Below are 19569 nucleotides of genomic sequence, written 5' to 3' on the forward strand. Positions count from 1 at the left end.
TATAGATAAAGTATATTTGTAAGATTGGAATTTTAATATAGGTCTATAAAAATAATGAAAGTGTGTCTTCTATTTCGTGTAAATCTCATTAGCTTGTTGAAATTTGCAACGTAGGAAGGGTTAGAAGGATGAGAAAGATTATTAGCGTTTTAGTTATTTTCTTTATGACGGGAAGTATCTTTGTTGGGGGAGCTGTTCATGCGAAAGCAGAAGGGAAGCATGAATGGAATACGAATAAGTTTTTAAATATTGCACATCGCGGAGCAAGTGGACATGCACCTGAGCATACTTTTGCTTCTTATGATTTAGTGAAAAAAATGAAAGCGGATTATTTAGAGTTAGATATTCAATTAACAAAGGATGGCCAATTAATTGCAATGCATGATACAGCAGTTGATCGCACTACAAATGGAACAGGCGAAGTACGTGATAAAACGTTAAGCGAAATAAAGAGTTTAGATGCAGGAACGTGGTTTAATAAAGCGTATCCAGAAAAGGCTAAGCAAGAGTATGTTGGGCAAAAAGTTCCGACTCTTGAAGAAATCTTCCAAAAGTATGGAAGAAGCATGAAGTATTACATTGAAACAAAATCACCAGATGTGTATCCAGGAATGGAAGAGAAATTGTTAGCATTGTTAAATAAATATAATTTAGTAGGTCAAAACATGTCATCTAGCCGTGTTATGATTCAATCATTTAGTAAAGATAGTTTGAAAAAGATTCATAGTATGAATGAAAATATTCCGTTAGTTCAATTGCTTTGGTATTATTCAAATGAAAACAATGAAATTGTTGAATGGTCTGGCATTACACATGAACCGAAAAGTGTAACGAATGATGATTTTCAAGAAATTAAAAAGTATGCAGCTGGTATTGGACCAAACTTACGTAATGATAACGGAGAACTAATTATTGATGAATCATATATGAAAATAGCTAGGAAAAATGGACTGTTAATTCATCCTTATACAATTAATGAGAAACCAGATATGAGACTGTTAATCAAATGGGGTGCTACAGGAATGTTTACAAATTATCCGGATCGATTACATAGTGTATTGAAGGGGAAATAAGTGAAAAAGGGTATACCAGTGTTTTAGGTACACCCTTTTTAATTTAACTCCCCGATAAACAGAATCTCTTTTTCGTAGCATTCATCTTCATCATAAATAATTTCTTGAAAGCGAAGCGTTTCGAAGGAATGACAAACTGGAATTTCTAATTTCTCCCAAAAATCAATTTCATTTGAAAGAAGAATCCATTTTTGAAATTCACTATTTCTATTAAAAAAATTATGAAAGTAGTCCTCATTTTTAAATATAATGATTTGCGAACCCCACAAATTATTTATAGAAATTAAAACAACAACTCGATATGTATGTGTATCGCTCGGTTTCATATTTATTAAATGATTTGCTTGATTTAATAAGGTTTGAATACATAATCGCTTTACTTTTCTAGGTGTTTTACGAGAGTCGATAAAAGTTTGCGAAACTGGCAATAGCATATTCCAATATTCATCGTTATAGAAAATAGAAGGGAACGTTTTTGTATGTTCCTCAATTCGCTTTATTAAAGTGTTTGTTTTTCGTTTCATACCACGTATTTTCTTTTCACGCATTGTGAGTCATCTCCATAAATTTTTGTAATGCAGCAGAGTGATATATATCTTTTCTAGTAATAAAAGTAGTAGGAACTTTTTTGAAGCTATTTGGTAAAGGGTTGAATGATATGTCATGTTTATGATCATTTAAAATAGACTTCATCATAATTGCTATGCCCATACCTGATTTTACACATGCGAGTATCGCCTCAATTGTTCCGAACTCTAATACTCGCTTAGGTGAAATTCCTTCTTCTTGAAGCCAATCTTCTAATAAATTTCTATAATAGCACCCGCGACTAAATGCAAGTAAATTCATGTCTCCGATGTCTTTAAAGGAAGATAAAGGATTTTTGCTAATGAGAACTAATTCTTCTTCACGAAATATATTTGTATGAAGTTCAGTATGCTGAGTAGAGCCAGCTATAAACGCTCCGTCCAGTTTTCGTTCTAATACAAGCCTAATCAATTGTTCCGTCGTATTTGATTCTAAAATCAATTCGACTTTTGGGTATTTCTCATAATAGGCTGTTAATATAGATGGAAGTCTTACAGCGGTTGTAGATTCTGTACATCCAATTTTTAAAGTGCCTCTTGGTTCGATCCCATTACTTTGAACTGCTTTAACAGATTGATCTATTAAGTGGATAATTTGTTTGGCGTATGTTAATAAAATCTCACCGTTAGAAGTTAAAGTTACACCTTTTCCGTTTCGGTAAAATAAAGGCACACCTAATTCGTTTTCTAGTTGTTTCATACGCATTGTTACGCCAGACTGTACATAGTTTAAATTTTTCGCTGCGTGAGATATGTTTTTTTCTTTCGCAACTTCGTAAAATACAGTTAAATCTTTTATATCCAAGTATCATCCCTCCATAAAAGGTATCATTTTTTTTGATGGATTACATAATAAATCTTTATTTTATATGATATCAGAACTTTCATACAATGAAAGGGGGATGGAGGGATTATTGTGTTAATGGAAGAAAGGGTGAATAGTACTTATAAGTGGGTTATGTTAATTTTTGCGACAGTTGCTCAAACAACAGCGACACTTATAACGTATGGTGTTGGAGCGTTTGCATTATTTTGGAAAGAAGAATATGCACTTACGAATACGGAGAGTGGATTGCTAGTAAGTGTTGTAAATATAGGACCGCTATTTTGTATGCTTTTTGTCGGGCGGCTACTTGATCAATACAATGAAAAGTTGTTAATTTCGATAAGCTCATTTTTACTAGGAGGTTCATTTTTACTGACTAATATGGTCAATGAATTTAATGGGTTACTCTTTGTACTTTTATTAGTAGGAACGTTTTATAGTGTTTCGCAGCCAGGAGGAAGTAAGGTGATAATAAAGTGGTTCCCAAAAGAAAATCGCGGGTTAGCAATGGGGATTAGACAAGCTGGTATACCGATTGGTGGCACGTTAGCGGGAGTATTGATCCCGTTTCTTACAATAAAATATAATATGGCTTATGCGGTAAATAGTATTGCATGCATTTGTATAATTGGAGGGTTTTTATATTTTATAAGGAACCATATATTCAAGAGAAAGTTAAACAAGAACGTATTAAACTTTCTTTTTGGATGCAGTTAAAAGAAGTGATGTGTAAAAAAGAGTTGTATGCAATTTATATAACTGGCATTTGTATGATTTCATTGCAAATGGTGTTAGTTGCACACTTTATAAAATTTTTAGTATTGGAACAATCAATCACGCCAATTTTAGCTGGAAAAGTATTTTCCGTTATGTTCTTTTCTGGAATGGTTGGTAGGGTTATATTAGCAGCTACTAGTGATTTGTTTTATAAGGGAAATCGGCGCACCCCTTTATTTATAACTGTTTGTATTTCTATTCTCTTCATTCTAATATTAGTAATGAGCATACATACAATAACGAATGTATTGTATGGTGTAAGTGCATTGTTAGGGTTCTTTTCGATTGGATGGTTTAGTCTTTTTATAACTGAAGTTGCAGAATCAGCAAGTGAAGAATCGGTAGGGATGACAGTGAGTTTTGCACTTACATTAAATCAAATTTCCATTATTGTTGCACCTGCTTTATTTGGTTATATTGTAGATAAGAAGGGATATACGTATGCGTGGTTATGCATAGTTGTATTACTAACTATTTCAGCGGTTAGCTTATATAGGAATTATAGAAAATAAAGGAATGTTAGCAATGTAAATTTTTTGTGAAGAAAGTCTAAAGAAATGTTGAATGAGCGACATTTCTTTTTTTATTTGTTGTATAATCAAAATGTAAATGAGATTCGTTTTCAATTTCGTTCATTACCTCTTTTGAAATTACCTGTAATTTTAGCCATAATTAGCTGTTTTTCTTTATCGTTATTTGCATGATTTATTTTATTTAAAAATTTTTCAGCATCATTTCCTTTTAATATCATAATTTGTTTTCCGTAATATTCAATTAATACCATGTTGTTTTTTGTTATCCGATAATGAAACATCTTATCATCTAAACGGTTGCGTTTATCGGTGTTTTTCATATTACATCTCCATTCTTTTTAGTATGTAACAAATGTTACAAAAGAATTTGAAATTATAGTGTAATGCATCCGATTGTATGTTGGAAATTTTGCTAGAAAGAAATACAATAGAGAGTAGTCAAAATTGAAAATGAGAAAAAGGAATCTAGTTTTAACATAGTGAATATTAAATAATATTATAATATACTTGATAATTAAAAGATATAAAATAGAATGGATGTACGTTAAGTGAAACTAGATAAAAGAGGGTTCCTAGTATGTTAAAGAAATGGTTAATCGTTTTCTTTATTTTTGCTGTTTTTTGTGGAAGTGTTGTTACACTAATACATGAAAATAAAGGAAAAAAATATGATGTAAAGGCATTTTTAAATGTAAATAGTAAGCAAAAAGATGTTAAGCAGGAAGTTGATGCGAATGCGAAAAAGCGTTATGAAATTGCAGCTGGAAAACTAGATCAGTACTTAAAAGATAAAGGATTTAATGGGAGTGTTCTTGTAGCAAGTAAAGATCATGTCATTTTACGAAAAGGGTACGGTTATGCGAATGTGAAAGATCAAGTATTAACAACTCCAAGAACGAAATATCGCATTGGGTCTATTACGAAAACAGTTGTTGCAATATCTATTATGCAACTAAAAGAAAAAGGGAAGTTGAACATTGAAGACAATGTAAATAAATATATCCCATCGTTTCCGGCAGATAAAAACATTACGTTACGAAATTTGTTAACACATACGTCTGGATTACCAGAACAGGGACAAGGTAGTGTTGACGCAGCATCACGGTTAAAATTAGTAACGTGGATTGGGGCACAAACGTTACAATTTCCAGCAGGGACAGGATGGAAATATACAGATTATAATTATATGGTGCTTGCATATATTGTAGAAAAAATATCGAATAAACCACTTGCTGAATATGTGAAAGAAAATATTTTGACTCCTGTTGAAATGCATGAATCTGGAATGGGCGCAACACTTCCAGAGGATATTTTCTTAGCAGAAGGGTATACGAAAAAAGATAATAAGTTAATAGCCACGCCTCGCTTAAAAATGAACTGGCTGTATGGTTGTGGTGAAATGTATACGACTGTTGAAGATATGAAAAAGTTAGATGAAGCTATTATGGATGGTAAACTACTTTCTAAACAAAGTGTATCAGATATGTTTTCTGCATCACCTGCAAGAAAATATGGATTTAGTTTCTATATTTACCCAGATTATTATCATAACCACGGTGTATTAGCTGGCTGGAACACTTTTAATAATTTTAACTGGGATAAACGAACGTTTGTCATATTATTTTCTAACGTCCAAAATGGTATGAATGATGCATTTAATCAAGAATTTAGGAAAATGGCGAATGATTTAATAGAAGGAAAATAATTATAAAAAATCGGTATTGATATGTAATTATCAATACCGATTTTTTTATTTTGTAAAGTTTTACTTACTGCCCACAAATAGCGGGATAAATAGGTAAGAAAGGTGATTGGCATTTGAATAAACCAAAATAGGTAGTTAAATGCTAAGTAATGTAAAGAATAATTGGTAATTTTTACATTGATAAAAAAGCTTGAGCTTCACACTATGTGAAGCTTTACATTATTGGAGACAAGAACAGGAGGTTGAAAAAATGAAAAAAGTAATAAAGTTTTGTTTAATAGCTACATTATCTACAACGATTATTAGTGGATGCTCTTTTGAGGGTAACAATGAAAATGTTAAAGGGGAAGAAGGAGAAAAAGTAGAGGTACAGAAAAATGCTGGGAAATATACGATGCCAGATGAAAAAGATAAACATGAAGGTACATGGCTGCAATGGTCACATGAATACACATATGGTGAAGAGTATAAGCAGGAAGTTGAACCTATTTGGGTTAAGATGGCAAGTGCTTTAACTGAGGGAGAGAAAGTCCACATTGTTGCATATGACCAGGAAGAAAAGAAGAGAATCAATAAGCTTTTAACAGATGAAGGGTTAAATATGGAGAAGATTGATTTCTTTATCGCGCCTACTGATGATGTATGGGCAAGAGATAGTGGACCGATTTTTGTTTATGACAATAATAAAAATTTAAAAATATTAGACCCGGCATTTAATGGATGGGGAAAGAAAACGCCTTACAAAAATGATGCTCGAATACGAGAGAATGTCAGTAAACAATCAGGAATTGAAAGAATTGATTGGGGGAAATTTGTCCTTGAAGGTGGTGCAATTGAGTTAGACAGCAATGGAACTGCTTTATTAACTCGAAGTGCAGTAACGAATAAAAATAGAAATCCTAATTTATCAGAAAAGGAAATTGAAAAATATATAAGTGACCTTGGGGTATCAAACTTTATTTTGTTAGACGGAGTACCTAATTTAGATATTACGGACTTTCATATTGATGGATTTGCTAAATTCCATAATAACTCTACCATTGTAACGATGAAAGAAGATGACCTAGCCGAATGGGGTTTATCTAATAAAGATATGAATACATTGTTAGATGCCAAAAATGCTTCAGGACAGAAATATAAGTATGAATACTTGCCGCTTAGTAAAGAAAAAGTTGCTTTAGAAAATGGAAAAACTCTCGATTATAAGGGATCGTATATCAATTATTATATTGGGAATACAGTTGTATTAGTGCCTAATTATAATGATCCGAATGATAAAATCGCAAACGATACGATTCAGAAGTTATACCCGGATCGTAAAGTAGTTGGCATTGATGTGAGAGAGCTTTATAAAAATGGTGGCATGATTCATTGTGTGACACAACAACAACCAATTGCATTGAAGTAATTAATTGTAATTTCGTTGTGCTGCTATATAGACAAAATAGGTGAAATCTTATCTTTACCTATTTTGTCGTTCCTTATTATTTGTAAAAATAAAAATTAAATATAATGATAATTGAATTGTAGTGTATGTTCGCTTTTCGTTTTATATGGTAAAGGAGAAAAATGTTTGTGTTAAAGAATTTTAAAATAGTGTTTTCGTATTTCCCTATCGTTTTACAGTACATTTTAAATGTAGCTTTAATTTGCTTAGGGGTTGTTCTAAGTGTATTTCTTATGAAAGAAGTCATTCAGTTTATACAAGAACTGAAATTGGATGGTAATGAATCTAGTTATCATTTAATTGATAGTATCGTCGTATTCTTTTTGTACTTTGAATTCATCGTAATGATTATAAAGTATTTTCAAATGAATTTTCATTTTCCATTACGATATTTTATATATATAGGTATAACAGCTATTGTGCGTCTCATCATTATAGATCACGATAGTCCGTTAGATTTATTGTTATATGCCTGTGCAATCTTTGTATTAATTAGTGCGTTGTTCATTGCGAATTCTAAAATGATGCGTCGGGATTTAGAATAGTGAACATTTGTTGTTGAATTAAATAAGATATTTTATCTTTTTGCAAAAAAGGAGTAACGGTATTGAAAGAAATAATCTTAACCAGCCTCATAATGATAGGGTTTATGATTCTATTATTTAATTGTATACTTTCGTGATTTAAAAGAATAAAAGGTTAATAGAGAAAGAGGTTTTTGTAAATATGGTTCATTACAATAATCAAAATAGTTTACATTTATAAGTTTTGCATTCATAGGTATTGAAGCAATAGGGGTTGAAATTGAAGATCCCTTTGGTCAGGATCCAAATGATCTTCCGCTAGAAGGAATTTGTATAGGAGTAGAAGCGCATTTAGTGAATTTATATAATCAAAACGATCTATTAGAAGTAATGGGTTTGAATCGTGATAAAAAAATCATTTAATCATTTATTGTTGTTTTAAAATAGGTTATTTAAAAAACTTGTCAAGAGTCAATTTAAGGCTTAACGTCAGCTTTATATTTTTTATATAAATATATAATATTTCTCCATGCTATAATCCATTCATGAAATATACGCGGTTCATGAGTTGTAATGAAAAGAGAAATGAATTGAGGAATAGTTGGCTTTGTGAAATCAGTTATGTAACTACTATTAAAAAGCGAGGTAAATAATATGGAACAAAAACATAATGGGATTATTTTTACTGCAATACCAGACGAATCGAATGAATATTATCAACCATTTTATGAAGACTTGATTTACTTTAATGAATGTTTAAATGAAAAGAAATCAATGGCAGATCAACTTATATCTTTATCTGTTGAAGAACAAGACTTTCATACGAGCTGTTTTGAGTATGATGATATTTGGCTAAGAGATGTTGCACCGGTTGCCACAAATCATCTAGTTAAATTTAAATATCGACCAAATTATTTGCCAGATGATCAAGGGCGATATTTAGATCAACAATTTAATAAATGGTTGAAAAAGAATGACTTTGAATATGTAAAATCTCCATTAATATTAGATGGTGGTAATCTTATTTGGAATAAAAAAGATACTGTAATATTAACAGAACGCATATTTGATGATAACGATGATTGGACAGAAGAGGAAATTATTGAGCAGTTAGAATGGGATTTAGATGTGAGCCGAGTTATTATTATTCCTGCTGAAGAAGGGGATGTACTAGCACACGCAGACGGAATGGTTAAATTTATTGATGAACATACAATGTTTATTAGTGATTTTTTAGGGGATCATGAATTTAGATATAGTGTTCAAGAGATTATTCAAGAACAAATGCCAGAAGCTGCATTTATAGTTGTTCCTTCATCGTATACAGAGAAAGGACAATATGATCAAGAGATAGCATCGGCAAAAGGATTGTATATAAATATGTTAGAATCATGTGATGCTCTGTATGTTCCTAAGTTTGGACTAGCTAAAGACGAGGAAGTTTTACGATATATTCAACAGTATACGGAGAAACAAGTTATTCAAATTCATGTAGGAGAAATATCAACAATGGGAGGCGCGATGAATTGTTTAACGTGGTATTGTCCAAGTCATTTGTTACCTTCGAAAATAAGAAGATTGAAAAATCAGAATGAAGATTTTTCAATGAAGAAGATTTTTGATTGGTTTTAATAAATAAGTAATGAAAAGAAAATGTATTCAAGGAGTATTGATATGTATACCATCGCTGAGTTTTCTCGGATTTGTAAAATGAGTACGCGGATGTTAAGACATTATGAAAAAGAGGAGATATTAAAACCGGCATATGTGAATCCGGTTAATGGGTATAGGTATTATGAACAAGGACAGCTGGAAGTAGCGTTGAAAATCAAAAAGCTAAGGGAGTATAAATTTCCTCTTCCAAAAATTAAAATTGTTTTGCAGTCATCGGATCAAGATTCGTTTGTTCAACATATACAATCACAAATTATCGAGTTGTCTCAGGAAGTGAAGCAAAATTTACAGGTTATTTCAGAAATGAATGAAATGGTAAAGGTGAATAGTAGTCTAAATACTGCTCGTCATAGAAATTACGATATATTAATGGGAATGAGGAATGAAGTAACGATAATTATTCAAAGAGTAAAAATAGATATGGATGATATGGATGATATGGATGATTATTTTTATGACTTATATGAAGAGGTACAAAAAAATAATTTTCAAATAGTCGGTTCACCATCTGCAGTCTTTTATGATGAAGAATATATTCCAAGTAACAGTGATATTGAATTAAGAATCCCGGTTATGCAGGGGAATGATGAAGACGTAGCACAAGAGTATGAAATGAAAAAACTAAGTCCACATCAAATCGTTACTACTATGCATTATGGAAGTTACGACTATATTGGTTACGCTTATATAGCGTTAGAAGAATGGGTTGAAAAAAATGGGTGTGTAATAGTTAATTCGCCATATGAGGTTTATATAAAGGGGCCTGAATGTGATTGTTTAGCAGAAGAGTATGTGACACAAATTTGTTTTTTAGTTACGAAAATAGAATGAGAATAAGGATTGACATTAACATTATGTCAATCCTTATTCTATGTACGAAAGCAATTTATCATAATAAAAAGGCGAAATAAAGAGTCACCTTATAAAGTTGCTACAAGTAAATGAAGATATTCCTGTTGACCTTAACACGATGTCAAAGTATAGACTGTACGTACATTCATATAAGGGGTGAACACGTATGAGAAATATAGAAAATAGTTTGTTTTATATGCCTGCGGAATGGGAGAAACATGAAGGTACATGGCTGCAATGGCCTCATGATAAAGCTAATAGAGGTGAAGGTTACAGAGCTAAGCTAGATGATATTTGGGTAACGATGGCAAAGGAGCTTCATTACGGAGAAATTGTGCATATTGTTGTATATGATGAGGAAGAAAAAGTACATGTCCAATCGAAGTTAATGGAAGCGAAAGTGGATATGGATAAAATTGATTTCTTAGTTCAAGAGACGGATGATGTGTGGATAAGAGATAATGGACCGATCTTTGTAAAAGATAAGGAAGGCAATCTCTGCTTAACACACTGGGTTTTTAATGGTTGGGGAGATAAATATCCGTATGAAAATGATGCTGTTATTCCGGCAAAAATAAGTGAGATGTATAGTATTCCAAAAGTTAAATCTAGTGTCTGTCTAGAAGGTGGAGGAATAGAGATAAACGGAAATGGAACCTTAATGGCGGCAAAAACTTCTATTATAAATGAAAATCGAAACCCTACACTAAGTCAGGAAGAGATTGAAATGGAGTTAACGAAGTATTTGGGGGTAACGAATTTTATATGGATAACTGGTATTCGTGGTGAGGATAATTATGATGAAGATACGGATTACCATATTGATGGCGCAGCACGTTTTGTAAATGAAAATACAATTCTTTATGAATATGATCCTTTCGGGGAGAGTGAATCCTACCTTTTGGAGGCGTACGAAAAGCATTATCAAGAATTGAGACAAGCAAGAAATATAGATGGAAAACCATTTCAGCTTATACCAGTACCGGTGACAAGAAAAGCTGTAAAAGAAGCAGATTGTAAGGGCTCATATTTAAACTTTTATATTGGAAATGAGGTTGTATTGGTTCCTATATATGGCGATGAGCATGACAAGTTAGCGCTTCAAATTATTGAAGGGCAGTTTCCGGGAAGAAGAATTGTCGGCATTTATGTAAATGAGCTGTTTGCGTATGGTGGCATGATTCACTGTGTGACGCAGCAACATTTAGCATAAAGTAACCGAAATGAAAAAAGCATGCAGAGTATATACTCTGCATGCTTTTTATAATGCTGAAAACTCCTCAACAAGTTGAGTGAATTGTTTCAATGCACTTTCAATCGGTTCTGGCGTAGTTAAATCAACACCAGCTTTTTTCAATAAGTTTAGTGGATAGTCAGAACTTCCGCCTTTAAGGAATTCAATATAATGTTTTTGAGCATTTGGATCGCCGCTTAATAGTTTATCAGCGATTTGAATGGCAGATGCGAATCCAGTTGCATATTTGTATACGTAAAACGGGCGATAGAAATGAGGGATTCTAGCCCATCCGTATTTTACTTCTTCATCAAATACAAGTGAATCACCGTTATATTCTTTAAATAGCTTTTCATAAATTTCACTGAAGACTTGGGCATTTAATGGTTTACCTTGCTCAGCCATTTCATGTGTGATTTTTTCAAATTCTGCAAACATGATTTGTGTAAAGAAAGTACCTTTAAATTTCTCAATAAAATGGTTAACTAAATGGTTACGCACGTTCGTTTCTTTTGCTTCTTTTAATAAATAGTGAATTAATAACACTTCATTTACTGTAGAAGCGACTTCTGCCACAAAGATAGAATAATGTGCAGAAATTCTTGGTTGGTATCCATGTGAATAGTGCGTATGCATACCGTGCCCGCATTCATGAGTAAGAGTGAACAGGCTATTTAAATCATCGTGATGATTTAAAAGAATGAAAGGATGAACACCGTATACACCAAAGTTATAAGCACCAGAACGTTTTCCTGGTGTTTCTCTTACGTCTATATATCGTTTATCTTTAAAACTTTTTAATGTCTCAATATATTCTTCTCCTAAAGGAGCTAGTGATGCAATCATAATGTCAAATGCTTCACTATATGGGATGTCTTGTTTTGCACCTTCTACTAAATCGATGCCTAAGTCGTATTGTCTTAGTTCATCTACGTTTAATTTTTCTTTTCGAATTTCATTGTATGTATGTAATGTTTGAATGTTTTTTTTCGTTGTATCAATAAGGTTTTCATATACTTCTTTCGGAACCATATCGCCAAATAATGATTTCTCTAGCGCTGATGGATAGTTTCTTAGCTTCGAAACGGTAACATTATTTTTAATAGCAGCGGATAAAGTAGATGCGATGGAATTCTTTAACTGAACATATGGTTTGTAATATGCTTTATAAGCTTCTTTACGCTTTTCACGATTCGTATCTTCTATTAACTTTGCATACATTCCGCGTGTTAAGTTCACTTTTTCTCCATCGTCAGTCGTCACTTCACCAAATAATATATCTGCATTGTTTAACATACCAAATGTGTGCTGTGGAGAAGAAAGAGCTTCACCCATCTGTGATAAAATTGCTTCTTGGTCCTTATTCAATACGTGTTTTTTATAACGATATAATTCAAATAAGTCTTCTTTATAATATTGTAAGCCTTCTGTTTCTTCTATGTAAGAATGTAATGTGCTTTCGTCTATGCTAAGTAAGAAGGGGGAAAAGAAAGATTTAGCTGCACTTACTTTCACGTGTAATTGTGATACTTTATCGACAAGAGATTGCGCGTCAGTATCGCGTGTATCAAGGTCAGATTGTAATCGTGCATAAGCGAACATTAAAGATATTATGCTAGAAATTTCTTCACTCTTCGTTAAATAAGCTAATAAACTATTGCCATCGTGAATATTGCCATTAAACTCGTGTAATTCCTTCGTTAATACTTCAATTTTATGAAAATCACTTTCCCAATCTTCAATTGTATGGTAAATGTCTGTTAAATCCCATTTTTCTATATCAGCTACTTGTAATCGATCTTTAAGTTCTGTCATAATCATTTCCTTTCTAAACATGTAGTTATATTTCTATATAACTATGAAATACAACAAATTGCAAAAAATCCCTGCTGAAAATTGAAAAGCCTTGCTAAAATAACAAGGCTTACATACTTATAGTGTAATTCCAAATTTTGAATGTAAAAGGTTTGTAAATTGCATGTCTGTAACGGTTTCTTTCGTTTTTTTACCATTTTTCGCTACTGTAAGGCTATCTTTCGTTAAAGAGGCATGCCCATCTTCAGTTAGTTTTACAATAAGAGGTAGTTTATTAAAGGGTGATCCTTCATGTTCAACGATAATTTTTTGTGCTGTATTTGCTTTTTCTTCATCCACTTCTTCTATATAAAATGCATAGCCTAACGTCCAATCATCAGCAGAAGATTGATCCAAGAACTCATTGTTTTTCCGCATCTCTAAAATGTAGTTTCCCTTTTCGGTCATTTCTTTACGAATACGATAATCTCCTGTAACAGAGTGAATGACTTCACCTGAGAAAGGGACAGGGGCAAGAGGTAAGTATGATCCGAATCCTACTTCAATTAAATAAAGTTCATTATGATGTGTTAAAACGGTTGCAATATGGCCAGAATCAACAGCCCATATGGAGTTTGTAGCGTTATAAACTGTTCCTGAAACGAGATGAACATCGAATCCAGAATCTTTCAAGAAGTAATACATAGTAGGATTGAGTTCATAACAAAGACCGCCACGGTTATTTACTAAAATTTTCTCTTTCAAATTTTCTTTTGATATTTCTTTAAAATTCTTTTCGAGAATATTTAAGTTTTCAAAAGGAACAGTTTGTGCCATTGCGTACATAATGTTAGATAAATCTTCAAATGAAACTGTGTCTTTTTCTTCTATATATAATCGTACGAAAAATTGTTTTTGAAAGTCTGTCATAGAAATCCCTCCGTTATGTTTTTATAGGTAGATTGTAAACAATCTTGAATAGGATGTGAAATTAAAACTACGTTGAATATTTGAAGTGAGATTAAAAATAATGTGGGAGAGTGAGAGATTGCTACTTTACTAACGGTGGAACGAATATTATAATAATTCTGATAAACTATGCAAACGCTTTCTTAGAAGGGGATGGTGTACAGATGTTTAAAAGAGTAACAATAGTCGGATTGTCAGTTGTTATGTTTTTACCTAGTATATATGAGGGGAGTAAAGCATATGCAGATACAGTTAACAATGGAACGTTAATGCAGTATTTTGAGTGGTATGCTCCGAATGATGGGGATCATTGGAAGCGTTTGCGTACTGATGCTGAAAATTTAGCGCAAAAAGGAATTACATCTGTTTGGATACCACCTGCATATAAAGGAACTACGCAAAATGACGTAGGATATGGAGCATATGATTTATATGATTTGGGGGAATTCAATCAAAAGGGAACAGTGCGGACGAAATATGGGACGAAAGCACAATTGAAGTCTGCAATTGACGCTTTACATAAGAAAAACATCGATGTATACGGTGATGTAGTTATGAATCATAAAGGTGGGGCTGATTATACAGAAACTGTCACAGCAGTTGAGGTAGACCCAAGCAATCGAAATGTTGAAGTATCAGGTGATTATGAAATTAGTGCTTGGACAGGATTTAACTTTCCAGGGCGTGGAGATTCTTATTCTAATTTCAAATGGAAATGGTATCATTTTGACGGAACAGATTGGGATGAAGGAAAGAAATTAAACCGAATTTATAAATTTAGGGGCATAGGTAAAGCGTGGGACTGGGAAGTGTCTAGCGAGAATGGGAATTATGATTATTTGATGTACGCGGATCTTGATTTTGATCATCCAGATGTTGCGAATGAAATGAAAAAATGGGGAACGTGGTATGCGAAGGAATTAAATTTAGATGGCTTTCGTTTAGATGCTGTTAAACATATTGATCATGAATATTTGCGCGATTGGGTAAATCATGTTAGACAGCAAACGGGGAAAGAAATGTTTACAGTAGCTGAATATTGGCAAAATGATATCCAGACTTTAAATAATTATTTAGCGAAGGTCAATTATAATCAATCTGTGTTCGATGCACCACTGCATTATAATTTTCATTATGCTTCAACAGGAAATGGGAATTATGATATGAGAAATATTTTAAAAGGAACGGTAGTTGCGAATCATCCTACACTTGCGGTTACTCTAGTTGAAAATCATGATTCACAGCCTGGTCAGTCATTGGAATCTGTAGTGAGCCCTTGGTTCAAACCGTTGGCATATGCATTTATTTTAACGCGTGCAGAGGGATATCCTTCTGTTTTCTATGGTGATTACTATGGTACAAAAGGAAATAGTAACTATGAAATTCCAGCGTTAAAGGACAAAATTGATCCGATTTTGACGGCACGAAAAAACTTTGCATATGGTACGCAGCGGGATTATTTTGATCATCCAGATGTAATTGGCTGGACAAGAGAAGGTGATAGTGTACATGCTAATTCTGGTTTAGCAACGTTAATCTCTGATGGACCAGGAGGGTCAAAGTGGATGGATGTTGGGAAGAATAACGCAGGGGAAGTATGGTACGATATTACGGGTAATCAAACAAATACTGTAACAATTAATAAGGACGGGTGGGGGCAGTTCCAAGTAAGTGGAGGATCAGTTTCCATATATGTTCAGCAGTAATTTTGTGATGAAAAAGGAGAGGTAGACTGAAATATAAGTTTTCCTCTCCTTTTTATATGGTGCATATTTATTTTTCCTGAATCTTTATTGTAATAAAAGAACTAGTCGACCTTTATAACAACAAGAGATGCATTGGAATAAATAATGTCACCCGTGGCTTCTCTTATTCGTAATCGAAGAACATCTCCTTGGTTTAAAGGTAATAGATCAGTTCTGGCGGATGTGGCTCTTACCCCAGAAGCACCACCAACTCGTGTTTCAATTGCGAATTGAATGGAATCGTTTATTGTAAGATTTAATATGCTAGACGAAATAGCTTGTATTACAAATACGATTGAAAAGGATACAGAGTATACACCAGTGGTATCAATTGTAATGGAGTTGTCTACTGGATTTAGAGTAGTTCCACTAACAGGTCCTGGAATGGTAAAGTTGACATTTGTATTAACTACTGCTGAAAAACCGATTCCTACTTCAGAAGTTATTGTTCCAAATACGGGAAGAATCCCTAAACCAGTTGCGCCAGTGGGACCAGTTATTCCAATTCCGGTAGGGCCTGTAACCCCAGTGGGACCAGTTATTCCGATACCGGCAGGACCTGTAACCCCAGTGGGGCCAGTTATTCCGATTCCGGTAGGACCTGTAACCCCGGTGGGACCAGTTATTCCGATTCCAGTAAAACCTGTCGCACCGGTAGGGCCTGTGATTCCAGTAGGTCCAGTAGGGAAAGTAAATGGTGGAATTGATGGTAGTGTGGGACCGATTAAATTTGGTTCCAGAGCAGGTCCATGTAAAGTATTATATTCTTCATTCATATAGTAAACCTCCTATCATTGCTTGTCATAATTATTAAATGTATTAGAGGAAGTAAATGACATTCGCAATAGCGGAGCCGCTTCTATAATTTTTCCTCAGCAAATATAGGTCTAGTTTAAGTGATATTGAAGCGTACAGTTACGTACTACTTAAGTATGACACCTTTACTTCTCACGTAACATATAGTATGATGATTTCAATAAATTAGATTTCAATGACTATAATATAAATTAATGAGAGGTGCTTTTTGTGAGTGCGGTAGGTACTAAATAGGAAAAATTTAATGAAATAAGTCAGATAAGAACAGGGGATTTTTATGTATACCATACCCCTAACTTTGTCATGGATTTATTTCGATACCTATGAAGATACCTACAATACTTTATAAAGCGTGTAATAAGGGACTGCCATCTATTTTTTTATGGCTTATTTCCTCATATGTTATTACACATGCCTTGTAAATGTAAAAGCTGCGGTATCCCCGCAGCTTTTTTGTATATATTTTTAATGTATAAAAATGGTAATTGAATAATGTAGAACTCATTGGAATCTAATGAGTAGGTATCTTCATTTATGATAAAAATCAATCATAGTGAGGAGAAACAAAATGAATACGATGACTTTTGAAAAGTTACAATATAACGAATTAAAGGATATAGTGAAATCTTATTGTGTAAGTGGATTAGGTAAGGAATTATTAAACAAATTAGAGCCGAGTACGAGTCTAAAAGTAGTGAGAAATCGCTTGAATGAAACGACAGAAGCACGAGCTATATTAGATGCAGAGGGGCATGTTCCTTTCTTCGGCATTTCTAATATTGCTAGTACAATTCAAAAATTAGAAAAAGGGATGATTTTAGATCCAGAAGAATTAGTAAGTGTTTCAGACTTTTTACGTGGATGTAGAAAGATTAAAAAGTTTATGTTAGATAAAGAATTTTTTGCACCAGTATTAGCTTCTTATGCAAATTCAATGACTGAATATAAAAGTATTGAAGAGGAAATTAACTTTTCAATTAAAGGAAATAGTATTGATGTAGCTGCAAGTAAAGAGTTAAAGCGAATTCGAAATAATATTGATTCTGTAGATGGGAAAATAAAAGAACGTTTAATGAAATTTTTAAATAGTAGTGCAAATAAGAAATTCATTCAGGAATTCTTTATTAGTAAAAAGGATGACCGTTATACGATTCCAATTAAATCTTCCTATAAAAATCAAGTTGCTGGAAGTATTATTGAAGCCTCGGCAAAAGGCTCTACTGTATTTATAGAACCGCATACGGTTACGAAATTGAATGCAGAATTAGCAGGTTTGAAAGCAGAAGAAGCGGTTGAAGAGTATCAGATTTTAGCGACTTTATCAGGAATGGTGTTAGAAAACATTTATAGTATAAAGATTAACATGGAGCTAATTAGTCAGTATGATATGGTATTTGCGAAGGCAAAGTTTAGTAAATCGATTGATGGAATAGAGCCGAAGTTAAATGATCATGGCTACATTCATTTAGTGAATTGTAAGCATCCGCTTTTAACAGGGCAAGTTGTACCGTTACATTTTAAAATTGGTCAAGAGTATCGTAGTTTAATTATTACAGGGCCGAATGCGGGCGGAAAGACAATTGTGTTAAAAACGATTGGATTGTTAACATTAGCTACAATGTCAGGCCTTCATATTGCAGGAGATAGAGGTACAGAAATCGCTATTTTCGAAAATGTATTCGTAGATATTGGTGATAATCAAAGTATTGAAAATGCATTAAGTACATTTTCGTCTCATATGAAAAATCTTTCTGAGATTATGAGGATGTCAAATAATAATACGTTGCTATTATTTGATGAAATAGGGAGCGGTACAGAACCGAATGAAGGTGCAGCACTTGCAATTTCTATTTTAGAAGAATTGTACCTTGCGGGATGTATTACCGTTGCGAGTACGCATTACGGAGAAATTAAACGCTTCTCAGAAATGCACGATGACTTTATGAATGCAGCGATGCAATTTAATAGTGAAACGTTAGAGCCGCTTTATAAATTAGTTATCGGAAAATCAGGGGAAAGTAATGCACTTTGGATTGCGAATAAAATGAGCGTAAAAGAACATGTACTGAAAAGAGCGAAAGAGTACATGGGAAATAAAGAGTACGCTTTAGAAAAAGTGAATGAAAGTAAAATTAGAAAACCGAAATTTGTACAAGAAAAAAGAGAATCTCATTATGAGTACAAAATCGGCGATCGTGTGAATTTATTGGATTATGATGATTTTGGTATCATCTATAAGGAAAAAGATAATTTTTATAACGTTGTTGTATATTATAACGGTGAATTCGTTGAAGTAAATGTAAAACGTATTACTTTAGAAGTAGCAGCGAAGGAGTTATATCCAGAAGGATACGATTTAAATACACTATTTGTTGATTATAAAGAAAGAAAAATGCAACACGATATTGAGCGCGGATCGAAAAAAGCACTGCGTAAAATTCAAAAAGAAATAAGAAAGAATAGAGGATAAGTTAAAATGGTAACGATTAGACAAGAACAAAAAAATGATTATAGAAAAACAGAAGAAGTCGTAAAAGAAGCATTTTTACTTGAAGAATTTAGTGATAAAACAGAACATGAACTTGTAAAACGTATTAGAGAATGTGACGCGTTTGTTCCGGAGTTATCAATTGTTGCGGTAGATGAAGATATAGTTGGTCACATTATGTTATCGAAAATTACAATAGAACAAGATGGAACTTCTGTAGAATCGTTAGCACTTGCGCCAGTTTCAGTTGCTAGGGGCCATCAGAAGAAAGGAATTGGCGGAAAACTGATTACGGCTGCTTTAGAAAAAGCGAAAGAACTTGGATACGGATCAGTTGTAGTATTAGGACATCCAGAGTACTACCCGAAATTTGGTTTTAAGAAAGCAAGTGAGTGGAATGTAAAAGCACCGTTTGAAGTGCCTGAAGAAGTGTTTATGGCGATGGAGCTAAGAGAGAACGCTCTCCAAGGTGTAGAAGGAGTTGTTCAGTATTCGAGTGCTTTTGCTGAGTAGGAGTAACGGTTA

At 33.2% G+C, this 19569-nt stretch carries 16 protein-coding genes and 2 pseudogenes; 12 read left to right on the forward strand and 6 right to left on the reverse strand.

The genetic code is table 11. The features are described from left to right. Window positions 1–128: 128 nt before the first annotated feature. Window positions 129–1073, forward strand: coding sequence for a glycerophosphodiester phosphodiesterase (locus tag ASE54_RS09940; protein WP_001226362.1), 945 nt, complete (start codon window positions 129–131; stop codon window positions 1071–1073). A 38-nt stretch (window positions 1074–1111) separates the two neighbouring features. On the opposite strand, the gene ASE54_RS09945 is transcribed toward ASE54_RS09940, so the two are convergent. Continuing rightward, a complete protein-coding gene (locus ASE54_RS09945) occupies window positions 1112–1621 on the reverse strand; it encodes a DUF3916 domain-containing protein (RefSeq protein WP_001208325.1) in 510 nt (169 codons plus the stop codon). Beyond that, window positions 1614–2465, reverse strand: a complete 852-nt coding sequence (locus ASE54_RS09950; protein ID WP_000351677.1) for a LysR family transcriptional regulator — start codon at window positions 2463–2465, stop codon at window positions 1614–1616. The genes ASE54_RS09945 and ASE54_RS09950 overlap by 8 nt, the downstream gene beginning before the upstream one ends. A 111-nt stretch (window positions 2466–2576) precedes the next feature. Between ASE54_RS09950 and ASE54_RS09955 the strand changes: the two are divergent. Next, window positions 2577–3775 (forward strand): annotated as a pseudogene (locus ASE54_RS09955) (MFS transporter). A gap of 110 nt (window positions 3776–3885) precedes the next feature. Here the strand turns inward: ASE54_RS09955 and ASE54_RS09960 are convergent. Then, window positions 3886–4116 (reverse strand): hypothetical protein, encoded by a 231-nt coding sequence (locus tag ASE54_RS09960; protein WP_000798793.1) that lies wholly within the window; start codon window positions 4114–4116, stop codon window positions 3886–3888. Window positions 4117–4373: 257 nt separating this feature from the next. Between ASE54_RS09960 and ASE54_RS09965 the strand changes: the two genes are divergently transcribed. From ASE54_RS09965 to ASE54_RS09990, 7 genes and pseudogenes are all read left to right on the forward strand, one after another. Further along, on the forward strand, window positions 4374–5501 hold the full coding sequence (locus ASE54_RS09965) for a serine hydrolase domain-containing protein (protein ID WP_000915208.1): 1128 nt from the start codon (window positions 4374–4376) through the stop codon (window positions 5499–5501). Between the two features lie 250 nt (window positions 5502–5751). After that, a complete protein-coding gene (locus ASE54_RS09970; protein ID WP_000755770.1) occupies window positions 5752–6909 on the forward strand; it encodes an agmatine deiminase family protein in 1158 nt (385 codons plus the stop codon). Between the two features lie 167 nt (window positions 6910–7076). Then, a complete protein-coding gene (gene psiE, locus ASE54_RS09975) occupies window positions 7077–7493 on the forward strand; it encodes a phosphate-starvation-inducible protein PsiE (RefSeq protein ID WP_000916570.1) in 417 nt (138 codons plus the stop codon). 210 nt (window positions 7494–7703) lie between these two features. Next, window positions 7704–7895 (forward strand): annotated as a pseudogene (locus ASE54_RS33910) (bestrophin family ion channel); the annotation flags it as partial. Window positions 7896–8126: 231 nt separating this feature from the next. Then, complete coding sequence (locus ASE54_RS09980; protein ID WP_000435525.1) at window positions 8127–9104, forward strand: agmatine deiminase family protein; 978 nt, start codon at window positions 8127–8129, stop codon at window positions 9102–9104. 42 nt (window positions 9105–9146) lie between these two features. Next, window positions 9147–9977, forward strand: coding sequence for a MerR family transcriptional regulator (locus ASE54_RS09985; RefSeq protein WP_000287989.1), 831 nt, complete (start codon window positions 9147–9149; stop codon window positions 9975–9977). Between the two features lie 187 nt (window positions 9978–10164). Next, on the forward strand, window positions 10165–11211 hold the full coding sequence (locus tag ASE54_RS09990) for an agmatine deiminase family protein (RefSeq protein ID WP_001244192.1): 1047 nt from the start codon (window positions 10165–10167) through the stop codon (window positions 11209–11211). Between the two features lie 48 nt (window positions 11212–11259). Here the strand turns inward: ASE54_RS09990 and pepF are convergent, their stop codons facing one another. Further along, a complete protein-coding gene (gene pepF / locus ASE54_RS09995; RefSeq protein ID WP_000137532.1) occupies window positions 11260–13047 on the reverse strand; it encodes an oligoendopeptidase F in 1788 nt (595 codons plus the stop codon). A 117-nt stretch (window positions 13048–13164) separates the two neighbouring features. After that, window positions 13165–13956, reverse strand: a complete 792-nt coding sequence (locus ASE54_RS10000; RefSeq protein ID WP_000129232.1) for an arylamine N-acetyltransferase — start codon at window positions 13954–13956, stop codon at window positions 13165–13167. A 203-nt stretch (window positions 13957–14159) separates the two neighbouring features. Here ASE54_RS10000 and amyS point away from each other — a divergent pair, with 203 nt between their 5' ends. Then, the gene (gene amyS / locus ASE54_RS10005; protein ID WP_000476897.1) at window positions 14160–15701 is read left to right on the forward strand and encodes an alpha-amylase; all 1542 of its coding nucleotides are present in this window, start codon (window positions 14160–14162) and stop codon (window positions 15699–15701) included. A gap of 101 nt (window positions 15702–15802) precedes the next feature. Here the strand turns inward: amyS and ASE54_RS10010 are convergent, their stop codons facing one another. Next, window positions 15803–16516 carry an exosporium leader peptide-containing protein gene (locus ASE54_RS10010; protein ID WP_001001586.1) on the reverse strand — a complete coding sequence of 238 codons (714 nt, stop codon included), beginning with the start codon at window positions 16514–16516 and terminating at the stop codon, window positions 15803–15805. Window positions 16517–17124: 608 nt separating this feature from the next. Here ASE54_RS10010 and ASE54_RS10015 point away from each other — a divergent pair. Continuing rightward, window positions 17125–19026, forward strand: coding sequence for a mannonate oxidoreductase (locus ASE54_RS10015; RefSeq protein WP_001095201.1), 1902 nt, complete (start codon window positions 17125–17127; stop codon window positions 19024–19026). A 6-nt stretch (window positions 19027–19032) separates the two neighbouring features. Then, the gene (locus ASE54_RS10020) at window positions 19033–19557 is read left to right on the forward strand and encodes an N-acetyltransferase (RefSeq protein WP_000256473.1); all 525 of its coding nucleotides are present in this window, start codon (window positions 19033–19035) and stop codon (window positions 19555–19557) included. Window positions 19558–19569 lie beyond the last annotated feature (12 nt).

This window comes from Bacillus sp. Root131 (assembly GCF_001429475.1).
Classification (GTDB): domain Bacteria; phylum Bacillota; class Bacilli; order Bacillales; family Bacillaceae_G; genus Bacillus_A; species Bacillus_A thuringiensis_S.